This is a genomic window from Nocardiopsis exhalans (assembly GCF_024134545.1).
Classification (GTDB): domain Bacteria; phylum Actinomycetota; class Actinomycetes; order Streptosporangiales; family Streptosporangiaceae; genus Nocardiopsis; species Nocardiopsis exhalans.
This window is the reverse complement of the sequence record NZ_CP099837.1, coordinates 7,298,832-7,316,014: the sequence shown is the minus strand read 5'-3', so window position 1 is coordinate 7,316,014 and position 17,183 is coordinate 7,298,832. Positions and strand designations below refer to the sequence as shown.

Genomic DNA, 17,183 nt, shown 5'->3' with positions numbered 1-17,183 from the left:
GTTCTCTGATGTCTACAAGGTAGGAAGAAGGCCGTTCCCCGCCTTATCTCCGGGCTATTTTCGTCTTGTCCCCGCAGCTCAGGGGTATTTTTCAGAACTGGGCCGGCCCCGAGGAGACGGATCTCCTCGGGCCCTCGCGGTGTTCGCGGGCCTCAGGGGAGCGGGTGCGGCCGCTCCGGTGAAGCTCCCGCGTACCGGGCGGTCAGGCCGGTGCGTTCCGGGGCCGACTCCAGGCGCGGACGGTTCCAGCTCCACGTGGGGCGTTCGTCCATCCGCAGGTGCTGATAGCCCACCGGGATCACCTTCGTCGCGTGCCAGCCCATGTTCCGGAGCTGCTCGGGCAGCCTCGGCGTCAGGTCCACGGACACGGGGTCCCCGCCGTCGGCCAGGATGCCGCTGAGTAGATCCGCACTGGTCACAGGGGTGGGAGGGGCAGGCCGTTCGCCGGGGACGAACCCTTCCACCCAGTCCCGGATCGAATCGAAACCCTCGGGCGTCAGCATGTGTCGGATGCGGTCGTCCTCATCGGTGATGGCGCCCTCCAGAGGCGTCGTGTTCAGCCCCTCACGGGAGAGCTCCAACGCGGTCCGCACCTGCCACGCCTCCTGGAAGGCCCCCAGCAGGGCCTCCCACGGTCGGTCCGAGACCTTCAGGCCCACCGAGGCCAGTGCGCCCGGGCGCACGGGGTCCACGAGGGCGGCCACGAAGCACCACACCCGCGGGACCGCGGTGGGCAGCCTCGCCAGCTTCGGGGCCAAGCCCTCGCCCTGGGCCAGGGACCACAGTGACTTCAGGGCGGAGCGCACCGCCCCCGCCCCGGCCGTCTCGGGGGCCACCTGCTCGGGGTCGGTGTAGGAGGGGAGCCGTAGCCCGCGCTCCCAGGCCACGATGACCGCGTCGCGCTCCAGGACCTCCAGGAGCGCGGACCTCAGGGCCATCTCCGCCGAGTTCCCGGCCGCAGCCCCGGACGGCCCGGGGTCGAAGTAACGGGATTCCACGGGGTCAGCGGGCCAGTCCACCAGCGGAGCCGGGACCATGACCGGTGTGGAGTCACGCAGGCGCCGACCTTCGTACCAGTGCAGTTCCGCGTTGGCGGCGGCCGGGTCGCCCAGGGCCACATCCGGATCGCGGAACCCCAGCGCGGGGTGGGGGAGGTCGGCGGCTCGGCCCCGCACGACCGGCACACCCGGCAGGGGGTGCAGGGCGAAGCGTTCCACCGCCTCACCGCTCCCGCGTAGGAGGGCGTCGGAACGGGAGTGGCCGTGCGCGCCCACCATACGGGCGGACAGCGGGGTCTCCTCGGCGGACAGCCCAGGCGGGGCGTTGAGTTCCACCCCCGCGCACCACAGCGGGTTGTGCGGTCGGCGGGGCGGCGCGAGCGACAGCACTCGTGAGATTCCGCCGTCCGGGCTGAGCGTGCGTGTCACGTCGATCATGCCGGGTACCCGTTTCGTTCCGGAACCAGGACGCGGTGCGCGGTCCGGTCCGCCTGCCCGACCGCGGTCGCGGACACAGCCGGGCCCGGTTGGAGGAAGGGGAGCGGATTCAGCCGTCCGCGCGCCGTCGCGTCCAGAGCCAGCAGGACCCCGGCCGACCCCGTGGCGAGGTCGGTGGAGAGGCGGTGGCTGTGGTCACCGATGAAGTCCACCCGGCCCTCCTCGACGGAGACCGCCTCCCAACCGAAGGCGGAGAGGTGGTCGTGCAACCGCGTCACTGGGGCGCCGCCGAGGTTCAGGTGGTTCAGCGCCACGACCGCCCCGGAGCGGCCGTTGAACAGCCCGTTCGAGATGACGAGTTGGGACTCCGTACTGCTGCGCAGTGCGTTGAGTGCTGACTCCAGCCGCGGGTCCGCGCGGTGTCGGAGGAGCTCGTGGGCGACGATCGCCATACCGGCACCGCCCGCCAGACCGTTGGGGAAGGTGATTCGGGGGCCGCTGTCCGGGTTGGCCTTGGCCAGGGTGTCGAAGTCGGCCTGGAACTCGTGGACGGCCGCCTCCAGCAGAGCCGCGTCCGCTGTGCGCTCGTACAGGCGGAGCAGGAACAGCGCGTGGCCCGACCGACCGTGGAGGAGTCCGGGACGCTTGACTCCGGAGCCGTTCCGGCTGGTGATCACGTCGGCGATGTCCAGCGCTCTGGCCAGGCCGCTCGCGGCTCCGCGGGTTTCGGCGAAGTGGGTCAGGGTCAGACCGAGCCCGGACAGGCCCTCCAGGATGTTGCCGCTGACTCCGTCGTACGGAGCGGACAGGGCCGACTCCAGGAACTCCTCGCCTTCGGGGCGGAAGCCGAGCCTCTCCAGCGTGTACGCCACACCGCTGAGCCCGGTGTAGAAACCCGGACCGACTTCGGCCAGCTGCCGTGCCCGCTCCATCAGCCAGGAGACGTGTTCCACGGGTACGGACTGGCCGGTTTCGGAGAGGGCCCACAGGACGCCCGCGGCCCCGTAGGCGAAGGTGACCCCGCCGTCCTGGTTGAGGAACTGGAAGGCGTCACCGGGGTAGAGGCGGTCCTGCCGGTCCGGGGTGGCGGCCTCCACGACGCTGGAGGCGATCCGCGCGCGCAGACCGGGGTCGAACGGGTCGTCGGGCCACACAGGGGTGTGCTCACCCGCGGGGAGGACATCCTCTCCCATGCCGCTCTCGATGCTCTCGACGAAGTCGTCGGGGAGATCGAAGTGTCCCATCGCGAGGTCGAGGAGCTCACGGATCTTACCGGTTCCCCACGGGATGACCTGCGGTACCGGTGCGAACATCGAGAGCCTCAAGCAGGCCAGCCCGAACAGGTCCACCTCCGGGCCCCGCAGATGGTCGGGCGCGTAGAAGCCCAACGCCCCCATCGACTGCCGGTAGCCCGCCTCGACGGGGGTGGCCGTCTCCATGTCGATGAAGGCGATGGTGCCGTCCTCCTTCACCAGCACGTTGCCCGGGTGGACGTCGCCGAAGACGACCCCGCGCGCGTGCATCGCGGCGATACCCGCCTCGATCTGGCCGAGGACCCCCAGGGCCCATTCGGTGTAGGCGGTGCGCTCCTCGGCTGTGTTCTCCCCGCCCATGAAGGGGTGCCGGGGGAAGATCGCCTGGTTCAGCGGCACCCCCTCGACGAACTCCCGGGTGAGGAAGTGGTGTTCGTGCCCGACCTGGTAGTCGTACAGGGCGGGGACGCTGTCGAGGTCGGCCAGCTGTTCCAGGGCCCAGCGCTCCTGCTGCATCCGCTGCGTGGCGTCGGCGCCGGAGGTGTCCAGTCCGGCGAGCGGACGCGCCTCCTTGAGCAGTACCTCCTCGCCGGTGCGGGTGTCGCGTGCCAGATAGACACCGCCGCCGTTGGAGAAGTGCAGGGCCTTGTGGGCCCGGTACGGGAAGTCGTGGAGTGTTCCGGCGCTGCGCTCGGCCACGGCCTCCGCCAGGAATTCCGGCAGCTTCACCCAGGACGGCGGCCGGAACCCGGGGCGGCGCTCGTCGGGGACCAGATTTCCCTCGGGGTCCTCGATTCCCGGAACCAGGGCACCGTGTTTGTCCCGGGCCATGCGCAGGGCGAAGCCGCCGTAGCGCACGTACAGCGGGCCGGAGCGCCAGCGCAGGTCGCTCAGGATGTACGGGCCCGCGCTACCGCCGATCCTGTCGTCCAGGTCGAGGAGCGTGCGGTGGAGCTGATCCTCGTCGGACGGGTAGATGGTGATGAACTTCCCGCTCGCCGTCCGGTCGCCGTACTTGCTGCTGCGTCGGGAGAGCACGGCGGGCCCGTTGAGGTACTTGAACGACAGCCGGTGCTCGACGCAGTACGGCAGGACGGCGTCCAGCAGTTCGGCGGCGTTCTCCGGAGTGGCCGACACGTGGATCTTCCACCCCTGGAGGGGGAGGTCGGCGTCCGGTGGGGTGCACACGGTCCACTCGCGTCCGCGTTCGGCGGACCAGTTCGCCGCGGGCGGGGTCTCCGGAGGGCGAAAGTCGTCGGTGGTGCTCTCGGGCGCGGGCTTGTCGTAGAAGTGTGTTCCCTCGGGGCAGAAGTTGAGGTAGCGGAAGTCCTGCACGGTGTGGGTCCTTGTCAGCTCGGGGTGGAAGGGGGCAGTGGGGCCGGGGGCCGACCGCGCTTCCTGCGGACGGGACGCTCGGATCGGTCGGGTAGGGGCGGGGAGGGGCGGTCAGGGAAGGAAGGGGGTGACGTAGTTGACGTAGGCGTACTCCCAGAGGGGGATGGTGCCCGCATCCACCCGTGCGGCGCCGACCGGCTGCTCAGGGGTCCCGTCGACCGTGATGGGGTACCCCTCGGCGGGAAGCTCGGGGTCCTCGGCGAACATGACGGGGGCGAAAGCGGACAGGGGCGCCTGGACCTCCTCCGGAGCAGTGGTGTCCACCGTCGCCGAACCCGTCCGGGGTTGGAGTACGAGGCCGCCGCTGACGAGTTCCACGTCCTGTCCGGGCTCGACGGACGAGGTGTCGCTCCCCGGGAGGAAGACCAGGAGGACCTGGTCGCCGTGGGTGACATAACCACCCGAGAGGCTGTGGGAGACCGGGGTGAAGAGCGCGGCCGCGCAGGCACCGGTGAAGAGTGCCGTGGCGGTGACGACCCGCAGACGGGAGGCGCCGGAGCGGCGGACTTCGCCGGCCAGTCTGTGGACCCCGCGCAACAGCAGGTACAGCATGTACACGACGGCGAGCGCCATCAGGCCGAATCCGAAGAGGCCGCTGCGCTGGAACAGGTCCGTCCACAGGGCCAGTGCCGTAATGATCAGGTACACCGGGAATCCGATGCAGGCGAGCCCGAACGGCACCGACCACGGACGCGGGATCTCCCGCTCGTAGCGGCCGCCGAAGAGCGTCCTGGCGAACCAGCGCCTGGCATCGGTCATCGCGCGGTCGCGCAGGAAGGGCCGGTCCAGGTGGCTCATCAGGGCGATGTAGCCGTCCAGCTTGACGAAGGGCAGGAAGTTCAGGATCCCGGCGACGTAGCTGACCAACGCGAAGACCAGGACGCCGTTCTGGACGCCGGGCGAGGTGACGAACAGCGCCGCGATGGAGGCGCCTCCCGCGATGATCATCTGGGTCGCCACTCCGGCCATCGCCACCCGCACCCGCTGGTGCCTGTGGTTGAGTCGCCAGCCGTCGGACACGTCGCAGAAGAAGGCGGGCGTCAGGTAGAAGAGCATGACCCCCATCCGGCTGGGGCGACCGCCGTAATAGTTCAGGGTGGCGGCGTGCCCCATCTCGTGGAGCGATGTCGAGATGAGGAACGCCGCGATGACACTGGCGTAGACGGCCGGGGGGAGCGGGGAGCTCAGCGCCCGGCCCAGGTCGGCTGACTGCGCGGCCAGGGCGAGCAGGCCGCCCACCGAGACCAGGAGCGCGAGGGCCGTGGTGTAGCGGTTGGCCGACGCCCGGATCAGCGGGTGGAGCCGGTCCATCAGGGCCGCCGGCCGAACCAGGGTGAACTGGAGGGTGAGGGGCGGCACGAAGTTGACCAGGGGGGCGGCGGAGGGGGCCTCGGCGGTGCCGTCGTCGATCAGCTTCAACTCGTCGAACCGGGAGACCCCCTCGGTCACGGCGACCTCGGGCCAGCCCAGGTGGGCGGCGAGCGCGGTACTGTCACGGCTGCCGTCGAGGGCCTGGGCGAGTCGGGCGGCGTCCGCGCCCACCCGGTAGTAGTGCTTGCCCCGCTGGATCACCCACTGGCCGCCTTCCTCAGCGGGTTCGTGCACGGTGACCCCGGGAGAGGTACGCGGCTTCTCCAGGTGGGGTGCGGATTCCGACTCGGGGGCGATGGCTGTCATGCGACGTCCCGGGTGGCCAGGAGGCGGTTGCTCGCCAGACCGGTGACGGCCAGCCAACCGGCGATCACGGCCAGGGCGGCGGGCACAGCCAGGAGTTCGGGCTTGCCGTCGAGGTAGACCGAGCTCATCGCGATGGACATCGTGTACTTCGCCACCTCGGGGATGGCTCTGAGCAGGTAGGGCTCCAGGCCCACGGTGACCAGCGCCAACACCAGAACGGCGGCGACCTGGTTGCGGATCAGCAGCCCGAGGAAGACACCGAAGGGGGCGGCCAGGGCGGTCACGGCGAAGACGCCGAGGGCGGTCTGGTAGGCGGCGGTGGTCATCTCCGGGGTCATACCGTTCAGCGGCATGAACAGGTAGGGCGAGGCCAGGGCAAGGCCTGCGGTGGCGGCACCGAGCACGACGCCCGCACCCGTTCCGACGATGGCCTTGGCCGCGAAGAGGCGGTTGCGGCCTCCGCTGAGCAGGACCGAACGGCTGATGGTGCCGCTGTTGTACTCCCGGGTGATCATCACGGCGCCCAGGATGGAGGCGAAGAGATGCATCATCATCCAGGCGCGGATGACCGACTCGGTGACGGTGGCGGTCGCCTCGGTCGGCAGCGCCGAGCCGTTCTCGACCTCGGCGGAGAAGCCGTAGCTCGCGCTCACCCCGAGCGCCAGGCCGCCCAGGAGCACGTAGATCCAGGTCGGCGTACCGGTGAGTTTGCGCGCCTCGGCGGCGATCACGTTAAGCACTGACCTTCTCCTTCGCGTTCTCGGAACCGACGAGGGAGAAGAACTGCTCTTCCAGTCGTTCGCCCTCACCGCTGACCAGCTCGTCCAGCGGCCCCGCGTACCGGAGTGACTTCTGGATGACCACGACGTCGTCGACGGTCTGCTCGACCTCGGCCAGCAGGTGGCTGGAGATCAGGATGGTTCTGCCTTCACCGGCCAGGCCGCGCAGGAAGTTGCGCAGCCAGAGGATGCCGTCGGGGTCCAGGCCGTTGACGGGCTCGTCCAGGACCAGGAACTCGGGGTCGGCGAGCAGGGCGCCCGCGATCGTGTGGCGCTGGCGCATGCCCGTGGAGTAGTCCTTGACCCTGCGGTCGGAGCGGTCGGCCAGACCCACCAGTTCCAGCACCTCGTCCACGCGCCGTTTGGGTAGTCCGAGCATCTTCGCCCAGACCAGGAGCTCCTTGCGGCCTCGCATCTCGGGGATGGAGTTCACCCCGTCCATGCCCACACCGACGCGGTGCGCGGCCCGGGGGAGCTTGTCGTAGGGAAGGCCGAAGACGGTGGCGGCGCCCTCGGTCGGCTTCGCCAGCCCGAGCAGCATCTTCAGGGAGGTGGTCTTGCCGGCGCCGTTGCGCCCCAGGAGACCGGTGATTTTCCCCGGGCGCACGTCGAAGCTGATGTCGTCGACGGCCGTGTTGGAGCCGAACCGTTTGCTCACGGATCGGAAACTGGCCGGGAGTGTGCTGCTCATCGGTTCACCGCCTGGTGGTCGAAGTGGACAGTCATCGTGTCTCCTTTGGATGGGGAGGGTCGGCCCGACCGGCCCCTCGGGCCCCGGCTGAGCCGGGGGTGCGAGGGGACCGGGCGGGCGGAATCACATGCTGCGCATGGTGGACGGCTGTGTCCGTCCTGGGTGTGCTGTCGGGATCAGGTGATGGCGACGGAGGTGGCGACGCTGGCGCTGATGCCGACGCCGATGGACACGCCGGTCCAGAAGCCGGGGGCCTCCATGGCCTCCAGTTCCTGCATCTCCAGCTCCAGTTCGGGGTTGACGGCCGCCTGCGCGGTGGTGTCGTTCTGGTTCGTCATGCGCTTCCTCTTTCTGTGCGGGGCTGTTTCTGTGTGTGCCTTGTGTGCTGTCGGGATCAGGTGATGGCGACGGAGGTGGCGACGCTGGCGCTGATGCCGACGCCGATGGACACGCCGGTCCAGAAGCCGGGGGCCTCCATGGCCTCCAGTTCCTGCATCTCCAGCTCCAGTTCGGGGTTGACGGCCGCCTGCGCGGTGGTGTCGTTCTGGTTCGTCATGCGTTTCCTGTTTCCTGTTTCCTGCTGAGTGGTGAAGTGAGGGTGAGGGGGTGCGGGATCAGGTGATGCTCCAGGCGACGGAGACGATGCTGATGCCGACGCTGACGCCGCTGACCGTGGCCCAACCCGGGGCCTCCATGGCCTCCAGCTCCTGCATCTCCAGCTCCAGGGCCGGGGCCAGCTCGGTGGACTTGGTCTCGTTCTCGAAGGACTCGCTCATGGTGTTCTCGTCTCTCTTGGGTGATCGGTTGTTTTCCCTACCGCTTCGCCAGGCTCTGGGCCGGGGAAGTGGAAGCCATGGGGGGTACGGGCCGACCGGGCGGGGACGTCGCGTCCGAGACCGCCTCGGTGAGCAGTTCGCGTACCTCGTGGGTGTACAGGCCGCCGAGCATCGGGAGCCCGGCTCCCCAGGCGCGCATCACGCGGGTGACGGTGGCGTCCACCTGGGCGGGTGTGGCGTTGATCCGCCGGTCGACCCGCCAGGAGTCGACCAGCTCCGTGATCCCGCGCACCGGGTCGGAGGGCAGCCGGGGCGCCTGACCGCGCATGTGCCCCCAGATCCGGTCCAACCGCCGGGCATCGCCCAGTCGGCTGTCACCGTCGGCGATCCGGCGCCACAACGCGGGCCAGATCGCCGCGATCGAGTGCATCTTGGACAGGCCGAGCTCTGACGAGAGCTCGTTGCCGAGCAGCCAACCCTTGACGGAGTAGGGGTCGCGCCCCAGGTTGGTCGGACCGGCCTGGGACCGCCCGCTCAGTTCGGCCACCCGTATCCGGGTGGACGGGTCGATGGGCAGGCCGTCGGCGCGCATCCGGCTGATCCGGTCACCCTCGCGGACCAGCCTGGCGGCCAGGTCCTCGGTGAGGGCGTCCGGCCCGGGCAGGTCGGTGGGGTCGCCTATGTAGGGGCTCACCGTGCGGAAGAGCGCTTCGAGCACCCCTTCCGAGACCAGGCGCGGGGGCAGTGTCCGGGTGGCTTCGGGGTCCAGGACCGCGGCCACCGGGCGGAGGCACGGACCGGTGACGAGCCGCTTCCCCCCCGCGTAGGTCACACAGGCCACCGTGCTCAGCTCGCTTCCGGTGCCCAGTGTGGTCGGTACGGCGATGACCCGTACTGATGCGCCCAGGTGCGGGGGCAGGGCCACCATGCCGCTGCGCTGGGGAGCCGATACCCGGGACAGGGCCTCGGGAGAGGACCTGAACAGGACCGCCAGCTTGGCCTGGTCCAGGACCGATCCGCCGCCCACGCCGACGATCAGCTCCTCCTCGTCCAGCACTTCGGACAGGCCCAGGATCGAGTCCCGGCTTCCCGGGCCGGGCAGGGGCAGAACACGCGGGTTCTTGTCCGCGGCCTCGATCTGGGCGAGTACGGCGGCCAGGATCGGCTGGCCGGATACGGCCGGGTCGTGGAGCACGGTCACCCGGTGCGCGGCGTCGCGCTGCAACCAGGCGGCCAGGTGGCCGACACCGGGCATCGGGGCGGGCGGGGCCGTGAACTCGGTGCTCATGCCGTCACCGACTCGACGTCGGTGGAGGCCAGGGCCTCGTGGTGGGTGATGATCCCGCGCCGTACGCAGTGCAGGAGTTCGGCCAGGTCCGCCTCGTCGTAGGTCAGAGCGGGGATGAGCTGGACCCCGCCCGGACCCGGGTGCACGATGGCTCCCGCCGCACGGATCGCCGCGACCAAGGACGCGATCTGATCGGGAGCGAGCGCGGATCCGTCCGGTCCGACGACCCTGATCGTGCGGAAGCAACCCACGCCGGTCACACCTGTCACCTGGGGGGCCTCCGCGACCAGTGCGTCCAGCCCGGCAGCCAGGGATTCACCCAGCGCCTGACCGGCCGCGACCGCGTCCAGCCGACGCATTTCGCCGATGGTCGCCGAGATCGCCGCGCAGGGGACAGGGCTCCCACCCTGGGTCTCCGCGTGTCCCAGCACGGCGTCGTGCTCGGCGAAGGTGTCCGCCACACGGCGGGAGGCGAGCACGGCCGAGGCCGGGCAGGTGCCGTTGGTCAGGCCCTTGGAGGTGAGGAGCAGATCGGGCTGCTCGGGCCAGCGTTGGGAGGCGAAGAAGGTCCCGGTCCGACCGAAACCCGTAGCCACCTCGTCCGCTACCAGGAGGAAGCCGTGCTCGGCGCGCAGACGCAGCAGTTCGGCGACGTACTCCTCGCTGAGCGGGACCGTCCCCGTCCCCAGGACCGGCTCGACCACGACGGCGGCGATCTGATGGGCGCTGCGGGACATCAGAGTGTTCAGCTCGGTGATCTCGTTGGGTGACACGTGCCTGATCAGCCGCTGGTCCACGCCGTAGACACGTTGGCCCAAGTCCTCTCCGGTGAGGGCGAAACCGCCGAAGGTCAGACCGTGGAAGCTGCCGCGCATACTGACCACCAGATTGCGGCGGGGCTGGCCGACCAGAACGTGGTAGTGGCGGGCCACCTTCAGAGCCACGTCGTTGGCCGCGCCTCCGGAAGAGGAGAACAGCACTCGGGAGTAGTGGTCGGGACCGGTGACCTCGACCAGGTCTTCGGCGGCCCGGCGGGCATAGGAGTTTTCGTATCGGAAGGCACTGAGATAGGAGGCGTCGCGGGCCGCCTCGGCGATCGCGTCCGCGATGGCGGTATTGCCGTAGCCGAGGTTGGTGTTCCACAGACCGCTCGAACCGTCGAGCAGTTCACGTCCGTCCGCGAACTGGATCCGGTGCCCGCTGGCCGAGACGGAGCACAGTCCGTCGTCGCCGTGCGCGCTCGGTGGCAGCAGGTAGGGCCAGAACGCTTGGGGGGTCTCGCTCATGGTGTGGTCTCCGCTTCGATCAGGGTGACCCGGTGCCTTTGTCCGGGCTCTGTCAGCAGGTGGCGTTCCAGGACGGTGAAACCCGCGGAGGTGAGTTCGGTGGTCAAGCGTTGGGCTCCCACAACACCCACGCGTCCCGTGCACACCTGGACCGGGCCCTGGGGCAGTTCCGCGGGCAGGATGGTCACGGTGCGGTGGTCGGCGTCCACTGGCCAGTGGTCGTGTACGCGGTAGCGGGTTCCGCTGGCACCGGTCGCCTCCGTCACGGCCTCTTCGGGTCCCTCACCGCGATCCAGGCAGGAGACCAGCAGCCGCCCGCCGGGCGCGAGGTGTTCGGCCACGCTTCGGTAGAGGCTGGTACGTGAGCCCGGGGCGAGCAGCGAGACCGACGTGGTGCCCAGGACCACCGAGGTGAACTCGGTGCCGAGACGGAAGCCGGCCATGTCACCGTGGACCACCGAGCACCGTTCCCGTAGGCGGGCGGGTGCCTGTGCGAGCCGGTCGGTGAGCAGGAGGAGCATGTCCTGGGACAGGTCCAGGGCGGTGACGTGGCGGCCCAGGGCCAGCAGTGGCAAGGTGATGCGTCCCGAACCCGCGGCCAGGTCCAGTACGGGGCCCGGACGGTTCCGAACCAGGCGGACCAGCTCGCGCACCTCACCGGTGTCCTCGGCTGACAGGTCGTGGTAGACATCGGCGCCGTCGGGGCCGTAGACGTCGCTGAGGCGGGCGCGTTCTCCCAGCTCGGCGATGGTGCGTCCGGCCAGGCCCGGTGACGGCGGGGCTGAGGGGACAAGGGCTGCGGTCATCGGGTCACACCCCCGCCAGGGTGCCGTGGGAAACCAGGGACACTCCCGCGTCGGTGAAGAAACGCTCGACCTGGGACAGCGCCTCGGGGTGCGCGTACTCGGCGGCGCCGCGGACCGAACCGGTGGCCAGGATCAGCTCGGCGGCCGAGGCCGCGATGTGCTCGACGGCGAAGACGCGGTCGCTCGCGAGGTCGTAGACGTAACCGCGCTCGTCATCCCACATCACGACCGGAGCCGAGGGTTCGCGCAGGTCATGGTCGTGACCGGTCTCCGCGAAAGCCTGGGTGATCCGTCCGCCGAACCCCGAGACCCGTAGTCCGCCGACGTTGTTGACGGTCATGGTGCGCAGAGCCGGGAGAACGTCCAGGTAGCGGCCCAGCCAGGGGCGGTCGAGTAGTTCCCGGCTCCGCTCCGCCTCGGGGACGGTCGCCCCGAGGCAGACCGAGCACGGGAGGGCGCTCTCCGTGTTGGCCCGGTCCCAACTCGCCTGGAGTGCGCTGAGCGGGTCCCCGACCCGGCCGAGGCCGCTGCCACCGGGAGAGGTGGAGATGTCGCCGTCGGTGTTGACGTACAGGCGTGTCCTCGGCCCGTCCCCGTCCGGGGACGCTCCCAGCCCCGGGAGGTCGGCGATCCGCACCGCCGGGGCGGTGGCGAACTCGGGAAAGACCCCCTCTGCGTAGGCCCGGTCGGCGTCGGACAGGAAGTGACGGAAGTCCGCGGCGTCACTGACCCGGACGAGGGTGGGTCCGATGATCGACATGAACTCGCTGGTCGCGTAGTCCTGGGTCTGGAGGAAGAAGTCGTCGCCGATGGAGATCTCGGTGCCCGGCTCGTCCAGGGCACCGTCGAAGCCCACCGCGCCGGGGGTGTCCGGGCCGGCAGCCAGAACCACGGTTCCGGGGCCGATCAGGCCGCTCTGAGCCAGACCTGCGAGGTGCGCCGGATCGGCGGTGACGATCGTCGCCACGCTTCCGGGCGCCGGGTTGCCTGGTACGGCCTGCCCGGTGCCCCAGGACATCAGGTGCTGCTTGACCCGTCTCAACTCGGTTCTGTCCATGGTTCCGTTTCCCGTCGGTGTCGTCTCTGCGCTGGTCTGGGGCCCTGTCACGGCGCCACCGCCGCGAGGATCGTCTTCAGGTCGTTCACGGCCTCTTGCTCTCCGCACCGCTTCCGTACTCCGGTGGTGTTGAGGACGATCTCGTCCACACCGGCTTGCCGGTACTGGTCCAGGAGGGCGGCGACCTGTTCCGGGGCGCCGCTGACGAAGGCGTTGGCTTCGACCAGGGCGCAGGCGGTGTCCCCCGGGTCCTCACCCGAGACCTGGACTCCGGCCTGGCGGAGCATGTCGATGTAATGGGGCGCCTGGATGTGCCCGGCGTTACTGGCCAGGGCCAGCTCCGGTGCGCTCACCTGTGCTCTTTCCAGGGCGACCGGCACCATCGCCGTGATTCGGGGGCAGGGGCGCCCGGCCTCCTCGGCGCCCTTGCGGATGGCCGGGACGAGGATGTCCCGGAGGTAGTCGGGCGGGGTCAGCCAGGTGATCGCCACGTCGGCGAACTCTCCCGCGACCCCCGCCATGCCCGGTCGCAGGACTCCGAGACCGACGTCCACCCGGGGGGCCGCCGCGGGGGGCAGTTGGGCGGAGATGTTGAAGTACCGGCCCTCGTTCTGGACCACCTCACCGTCGAGGAGCCCGCGGACCGCGGCCAGGTACTCACGTGCTGCGGTGAGCGGGCTGGCGTAGGGGGTGCCCAGCAAACCGGCCTGGAAGGCGCGGGAGCCGGGGCCGAAGCCCGCGACCACCGAGTGCCCGGTCGTCATCGCCACGGAACGGGCTTGCAGGGCCGCCTCGTAGGGGTGGCGCAGCGGCATCAGGGTGACGCCCAGCCCGACCGGCACCCGAAACCCCGAGGCGGCGGCGCTCACGAACCCCTGGTGGGGCTCCATCAGCAGCGCCTGTCCCTGCCAGAGCCGCTCGGCGTGCGTCCATTTCACCATTGCGGCGAGCGGAAGAATCTGCTCTGGCCGACGTGGCAGAAAGGGGACGAGTACCGAGTAGGCAGTCATTCGGGGCTCCTTTGGTCGGTCGTTCTCCGGACCCGCTTTCGGGTCCGGATTTTCATCTCCGTTCCCTTCGGACAATCAGTAATATGCCGGACGTTTTTCTCTTGGCCTTCACGCGGGAATCACATCGGGAAGTTTCTTTTGGTTTTTTCTTTCCATGCAGGTCAGGGTGGGTGCGGATGTCTTTTCGGGGAGCAAAGAGGACCGGGGCCGGCGGGAGAGATCCCGTCGGCCCCGGTCCTGGAGGCGGTGGACTGGCGTCCTGTGTGGTTCCTTCTTCTGTGGTGGTCGGTAAGAGGTTCAAGGACCTCCTCGGCCGTCCTGTGGGGGATGGGGCGGCCCGCTCGGAGGCGGTCTTCGTCCCTCTGCGTGGGGCCGCGCTGGTCCGGGCCGCACGGTTCCCCTAACGGGGCCCGTGCGCCGCCCGACGGTTCTGGCTGATCTTCGCGGCCAGGAAGAGGATGCCCGCCACGCCCACCCCGGTCAGGGCGATCTGAGCCGCGCCTCCCAGAGTGAGGAGGAAGACGATGGTGAGGACGGCCAGGACGCCGAGGGCGGCACCCAGAATCGAGTTCGAGCGGAGCCAGTTGTTGCTGTCCGGCATGCTGTTCCCTTCTGCTGTGGACATCGAGTCCGGTGTTCGCGGGGCGCGGCCCTGGCAGGGGCCGTGGGATTTCGTTCTGGTCTCTCCGCGGCCCCCGCGCACTGGGCGCGTGAACAGTGTGGCCTCGGTTCTTCACACGGGCATCGCACGGAATCCCTGCGGGGGTGGTCCTGCCAGTACTGCAGTCGCACTTTCGATTTGCCCTGACCTGATGGCCTCTGGGGTGTTCCGTCCAGGCAAAAGTACGCTGATCTGGGCTTTGTCACGCACACAAACGGCCACCGCCCGATCATCGATGGTTGTGAAGACAAAGAGTTTCGAGGCGGTGACCGTGGACATCACCGTAGCGGCCAGGCGCTGGCCTCACCGGTTGCACGAACTCACCGACGCGGTCCTCGCCCCCTGCCTGGCCCGCCCCGAGACTCGAGCCACCACCAAAGACCTCGTCACGGCTCTGCTCTGCCCGCTCGCCCGCAAGAACCGCTGCCCCCTGGCGGTCCAGGAGCTGGCCGTCCTGTTCCCGGAACAGGGCTGGTAAAAGTACTCGGCCGGGGCTCTCTGCCGGGGCCGAGGGGAAGTGGTTCCGCTGCTGGGCAGTCATCGACGATGAGTACCGACACCCGCGGGGCGCGCTGGGTGCTGCTGCGCCGTAACCGCGCCAGGGGTGGTCTGGCGTTCTTCCACTGCTACGCCCAAGGCGGTGCCGCTGTCGCGTCTGGCGGCGGTGGCCGGACGCTGCCGACGGCTTCGGTCCGCCCGGTCCCAGCAGGCCCGAACCCGCAGGTCCGGAGCCCGCTGACCGCGACGATAAGTCGTAGATAGGTCGTGGATACCGTGCTGGCCGATTCTCAGGGTGGAGAGGGAAGCAAACCCCGCCTCCAAGAAGCAGAACTTCTTACCATCCCCCTGAGTGTGGAGTGACGATGAACTCTGAACACGAGGTCCAGACCCTTGGTGGTTGCCGCGTGGACGGCGTGCCCGTCCGCTACGGGCGGGCCCTGGAACTGGTCGCGGTCCTGGTGCTCTCCCACGGCACGGCGCCCCGGGACTGGCTGCTCTCCACCCTCTTCGAGGGCGATCCCGCTCCCTCCAGTCTCCCCACGCTGGCGCTGCGGGCCCGCAAACTCGGACTGGACGTGCGGTATGACCGCGACCGGCGCTTTTACCACCTCGAGGGCAGGGTCCGCTGTGATGTCGCCGAGCTCCTGTCGAGGCTCGAGGAGGGGCGTCTCAAGGAGGCGTTGGAGCTGTACCGGGGCCCCTTCCTCACCAAGAGCCACAGCCCGTTCGCGGCGCAGACCCGGGACCACGTGGACCAGAGGATCGTCCGCGCGGCCATTGACAGCGGCGACGTGGCGTTGATGGAGGCGGCCGACCGGATCGTCAAGCACCCGGAGCTGAGCCAGGAACTGGTGCGGCGGGGCGGCGACCAGATCAGCGCCTCGCTGGGCCGTTCCTGGCTGATGGGCTTGGAGACAGCGATGTGAGATGTCCACGCTTTGTGAACGGCCACGCGTGCGGAATTCCGCCCTGTGTGGCCGTTCGCCATTGGGCGGAGTTCCCTCCCGTTCTCCGCTGGTGCGGCATGGGTGCGGAAAGCAATGGTGCCGTGACCCGGAGTTGACCACTTCTCGGGAGCCTGGGTCTGGCCATGCTGGCCGAACCTTTGTGAAAGGGACACCCCCAAGTGAACAGCGCACCCCCCGACCGGGCGAACCCCGGGAAAAAGGCGAAACCACCGATGGGGCGGAACTTCAACCGCTTCTGGGCGGGCAGCCTGTCCAGCAACCTCGGCGACGGGATGATGCTCGTCGCGTTGCCGCTGGTGGCGGCGATGCTCACCAACGACCCCCTGCTGGTGGCCGGGCTGACCGCGGTCCGCTTCCTGCCCTGGCTGATGATCGGCCTGTTCGCCGGTGTGGTGGTGGACCGGGTCGACCGGGTACGCCTGATGGTCCTGACCAACCTCGGCCGGGGCGGCGCGCTCGTCGTCCTCGCGCTGCTGATCTTCACCGGGCACGCCTCGATCTGGGTGTTGTACGCGGTGATGTTCACGGTCATGGTCTGCGAGGTGTTCTACGACCTCGCGGGCCGGGCGATGCTGCCGGACATCGCTCCGGCCGGTGCGATCGACCGGGCCAACAGCCGGCTGGTCGGCGGGCAGACGGTCACGCAGCAGTTCGCGGGCGGTCCCATCGCCGGTTTCCTGTTCGCGGTGGCCGCGTTCCTGCCCCTGGCGGTCAACGCCGGAGCCTACGTCCTGGGTGCGCTGGTCCTGCTCGGCCTGCCGCTGGCGGTGCGCCGACCCAAGCGCCCGGAGGGCGAGGCGGCGGGGGCGGCCGAGAAGAAGCCCGAGGGCCGTCCGGTGCGTTCGGTCCTCGCCGACGTACGGGAGGGACTGGTCTTCGTCTTCCGCGGGAGCTCCCTCGGACCGATCATGGGTTTCAACATGGTCGTGAACATGGCGTTCATGGCCCAGTCCGCGGTGCTGGTGCTCCTGGTACGGGAACACTTCGGGGTCCCCGCCGTCCTCTACGGCGTCTTCATCGGCACCTCCGCGGTGGGCGCGCTCCTGGGCGCGTCCACGGTGGGCCTGATCGTGGCCCGGCTCGGCCGTTTCCGCACGGAGCTGGTGCTCGTCCCCCTGGCCGGATGCGCCTGTCTGCTCTTCGGGCTGGCCCCGAACGCGTACGTTGCGGCCGCGGCCTGGATGGTGATCGGCTACGTCATGACCTCGTCGAACATCGTGCTGATCGGCGCCATCCAGCTGATCGTGCCCGGTATCCAGATGGGCCGGGTGATGGCGTGCGTCCAGATGTTCGGTGCGGGCTTCGGGGTGTTCGGCGCGCTGCTGGGCGGTCTGCTCGGCCGGGTCGAGCTGTACTACGTGCCGGTGGCCGCCGGGGCGGTCGTCCTGGTCGGTCTGCTCCTGTCCGCCCGGGCGCTGAGCAGGGTCACCGGCCAGGCCGACGAATCCGAGGCCGCGCAGGTGGCCGAGGCGGAGCGGGCCGCGCGGGAGACGGATGCCGAGCAGGCCGCCAAGAGTCGGGAAAAAGACCCTGACCAGGGTGAACGGGGATAGGAACCGGGGCAGGGAGGGGAGCGGAAGGAACCGTGGAAAAAACTTC

17 protein-coding genes are annotated in these 17,183 nt (G+C 69.6%); 3 read left to right on the top strand and 14 right to left on the bottom strand.

Translation table 11 applies throughout. From position 1 onward, the window contains the following. Window positions 1-152: 152 nt before the first annotated feature. From NE857_RS32755 to NE857_RS32690, 14 genes are all read right to left on the bottom strand, one after another. A complete protein-coding gene (locus NE857_RS32755; protein ID WP_254419086.1) occupies window positions 153-1,436 on the bottom strand; it encodes a YcaO-like family protein in 1,284 nt (427 codons plus the stop codon). Then, window positions 1,433-4,024 (bottom strand): class III lanthionine synthetase LanKC, encoded by a 2,592-nt coding sequence (gene lanKC, locus NE857_RS32750; RefSeq protein WP_254419085.1) that lies wholly within the window; start codon window positions 4,022-4,024, stop codon window positions 1,433-1,435. Before lanKC ends, NE857_RS32755 begins: the two co-directional genes overlap by 4 nt. A gap of 111 nt (window positions 4,025-4,135) precedes the next feature. Then, entirely contained in the window at window positions 4,136-5,761 is a 1,626-nt protein-coding gene (mpaP, locus tag NE857_RS32745; RefSeq protein ID WP_254419084.1) for a daptide biosynthesis intramembrane metalloprotease, read from the bottom strand. Beyond that, a complete protein-coding gene (locus tag NE857_RS32740; RefSeq protein ID WP_254419083.1) occupies window positions 5,758-6,501 on the bottom strand; it encodes an ABC transporter permease in 744 nt (247 codons plus the stop codon). The genes mpaP and NE857_RS32740 overlap by 4 nt, the downstream gene beginning before the upstream one ends. Beyond that, complete coding sequence (locus NE857_RS32735; RefSeq protein WP_254419082.1) at window positions 6,494-7,231, bottom strand: ABC transporter ATP-binding protein; 738 nt, start codon at window positions 7,229-7,231, stop codon at window positions 6,494-6,496. Before NE857_RS32735 ends, NE857_RS32740 begins: the two co-directional genes overlap by 8 nt. 176 nt (window positions 7,232-7,407) lie before the next feature. Beyond that, window positions 7,408-7,569, bottom strand: coding sequence for a daptide-type RiPP (locus tag NE857_RS32730; protein ID WP_254419081.1), 162 nt, complete (start codon window positions 7,567-7,569; stop codon window positions 7,408-7,410). Between the two features lie 56 nt (window positions 7,570-7,625). Continuing rightward, window positions 7,626-7,787, bottom strand: a complete 162-nt coding sequence (locus NE857_RS32725; RefSeq protein ID WP_254419081.1) for a daptide-type RiPP — start codon at window positions 7,785-7,787, stop codon at window positions 7,626-7,628. Window positions 7,788-7,845: 58 nt separating this feature from the next. Further along, window positions 7,846-8,007 carry a daptide-type RiPP gene (locus NE857_RS32720; RefSeq protein ID WP_184366722.1) on the bottom strand — a complete coding sequence of 54 codons (162 nt, stop codon included), beginning with the start codon at window positions 8,005-8,007 and terminating at the stop codon, window positions 7,846-7,848. 37 nt (window positions 8,008-8,044) lie between these two features. Next, on the bottom strand, window positions 8,045-9,295 hold the full coding sequence (gene mpaC / locus NE857_RS32715; protein WP_254419080.1) for a daptide-type RiPP biosynthesis dehydogenase: 1,251 nt from the start codon (window positions 9,293-9,295) through the stop codon (window positions 8,045-8,047). Further along, window positions 9,292-10,581, bottom strand: a complete 1,290-nt coding sequence (gene mpaD, locus NE857_RS32710; protein WP_254419079.1) for a daptide-type RiPP biosynthesis aminotransferase — start codon at window positions 10,579-10,581, stop codon at window positions 9,292-9,294. Before mpaD ends, mpaC begins: the two co-directional genes overlap by 4 nt. Continuing rightward, entirely contained in the window at window positions 10,578-11,387 is an 810-nt protein-coding gene (gene mpaM, locus NE857_RS32705) for a daptide-type RiPP biosynthesis methyltransferase (protein ID WP_254419078.1), read from the bottom strand. Before mpaM ends, mpaD begins: the two co-directional genes overlap by 4 nt. Window positions 11,388-11,391: 4 nt before the next feature. Continuing rightward, window positions 11,392-12,444 (bottom strand): daptide biosynthesis RiPP recognition protein, encoded by a 1,053-nt coding sequence (gene mpaB, locus NE857_RS32700; protein ID WP_254419077.1) that lies wholly within the window; start codon window positions 12,442-12,444, stop codon window positions 11,392-11,394. Window positions 12,445-12,491: 47 nt separating this feature from the next. After that, complete coding sequence (locus tag NE857_RS32695) at window positions 12,492-13,385, bottom strand: LLM class flavin-dependent oxidoreductase (protein ID WP_254419076.1); 894 nt, start codon at window positions 13,383-13,385, stop codon at window positions 12,492-12,494. A gap of 469 nt (window positions 13,386-13,854) precedes the next feature. Continuing rightward, on the bottom strand, window positions 13,855-14,055 hold the full coding sequence (locus NE857_RS32690) for a hypothetical protein (RefSeq protein WP_254419075.1): 201 nt from the start codon (window positions 14,053-14,055) through the stop codon (window positions 13,855-13,857). Between the two features lie 301 nt (window positions 14,056-14,356). Between NE857_RS32690 and NE857_RS32685 the strand changes: the two genes are divergently transcribed. From NE857_RS32685 to NE857_RS32675, 3 genes are all read left to right on the top strand, one after another. Further along, window positions 14,357-14,593: a hypothetical protein gene (locus NE857_RS32685; RefSeq protein ID WP_254419074.1), complete on the top strand. Its 237-nt coding sequence runs from the start codon at window positions 14,357-14,359 to the stop codon at window positions 14,591-14,593. A 385-nt stretch (window positions 14,594-14,978) separates the two neighbouring features. Further along, window positions 14,979-15,542 (top strand): AfsR/SARP family transcriptional regulator, encoded by a 564-nt coding sequence (locus tag NE857_RS32680; protein ID WP_254419073.1) that lies wholly within the window; start codon window positions 14,979-14,981, stop codon window positions 15,540-15,542. 254 nt (window positions 15,543-15,796) lie between these two features. After that, on the top strand, window positions 15,797-17,137 hold the full coding sequence (locus NE857_RS32675; RefSeq protein WP_254419072.1) for an MFS transporter: 1,341 nt from the start codon (window positions 15,797-15,799) through the stop codon (window positions 17,135-17,137). Window positions 17,138-17,183: the final 46 nt, after the last annotated feature.

Coding starts and splice junctions, on each gene's coding strand:
- mpaP (WP_254419084.1), bottom strand. CDS start 5,761: ATGACAGCCATCGCCCCCGAGTCGGAATCCGCACCCCACCTGGAGAAG.
- mpaC (WP_254419080.1), bottom strand. CDS start 9,295: ATGAGCACCGAGTTCACGGCCCCGCCCGCCCCGATGCCCGGTGTCGGC.
- NE857_RS32725 (WP_254419081.1), bottom strand. CDS start 7,787: ATGACGAACCAGAACGACACCACCGCGCAGGCGGCCGTCAACCCCGAA.
- mpaB (WP_254419077.1), bottom strand. CDS start 12,444: ATGGACAGAACCGAGTTGAGACGGGTCAAGCAGCACCTGATGTCCTGG.
- mpaM (WP_254419078.1), bottom strand. CDS start 11,387: ATGACCGCAGCCCTTGTCCCCTCAGCCCCGCCGTCACCGGGCCTGGCC.
- NE857_RS32730 (WP_254419081.1), bottom strand. CDS start 7,569: ATGACGAACCAGAACGACACCACCGCGCAGGCGGCCGTCAACCCCGAA.
- NE857_RS32695 (WP_254419076.1), bottom strand. CDS start 13,385: ATGGTGAAATGGACGCACGCCGAGCGGCTCTGGCAGGGACAGGCGCTG.
- NE857_RS32680 (WP_254419073.1), top strand. CDS start 14,979: ATGAACTCTGAACACGAGGTCCAGACCCTTGGTGGTTGCCGCGTGGAC.
- NE857_RS32755 (WP_254419086.1), bottom strand. CDS start 1,436: ATGATCGACGTGACACGCACGCTCAGCCCGGACGGCGGAATCTCACGA.
- mpaD (WP_254419079.1), bottom strand. CDS start 10,581: ATGAGCGAGACCCCCCAAGCGTTCTGGCCCTACCTGCTGCCACCGAGC.
- NE857_RS32675 (WP_254419072.1), top strand. CDS start 15,797: ATGGGGCGGAACTTCAACCGCTTCTGGGCGGGCAGCCTGTCCAGCAAC.
- NE857_RS32720 (WP_184366722.1), bottom strand. CDS start 8,007: ATGAGCGAGTCCTTCGAGAACGAGACCAAGTCCACCGAGCTGGCCCCG.
- NE857_RS32690 (WP_254419075.1), bottom strand. CDS start 14,055: ATGCCGGACAGCAACAACTGGCTCCGCTCGAACTCGATTCTGGGTGCC.
- NE857_RS32735 (WP_254419082.1), bottom strand. CDS start 7,231: ATGAGCAGCACACTCCCGGCCAGTTTCCGATCCGTGAGCAAACGGTTC.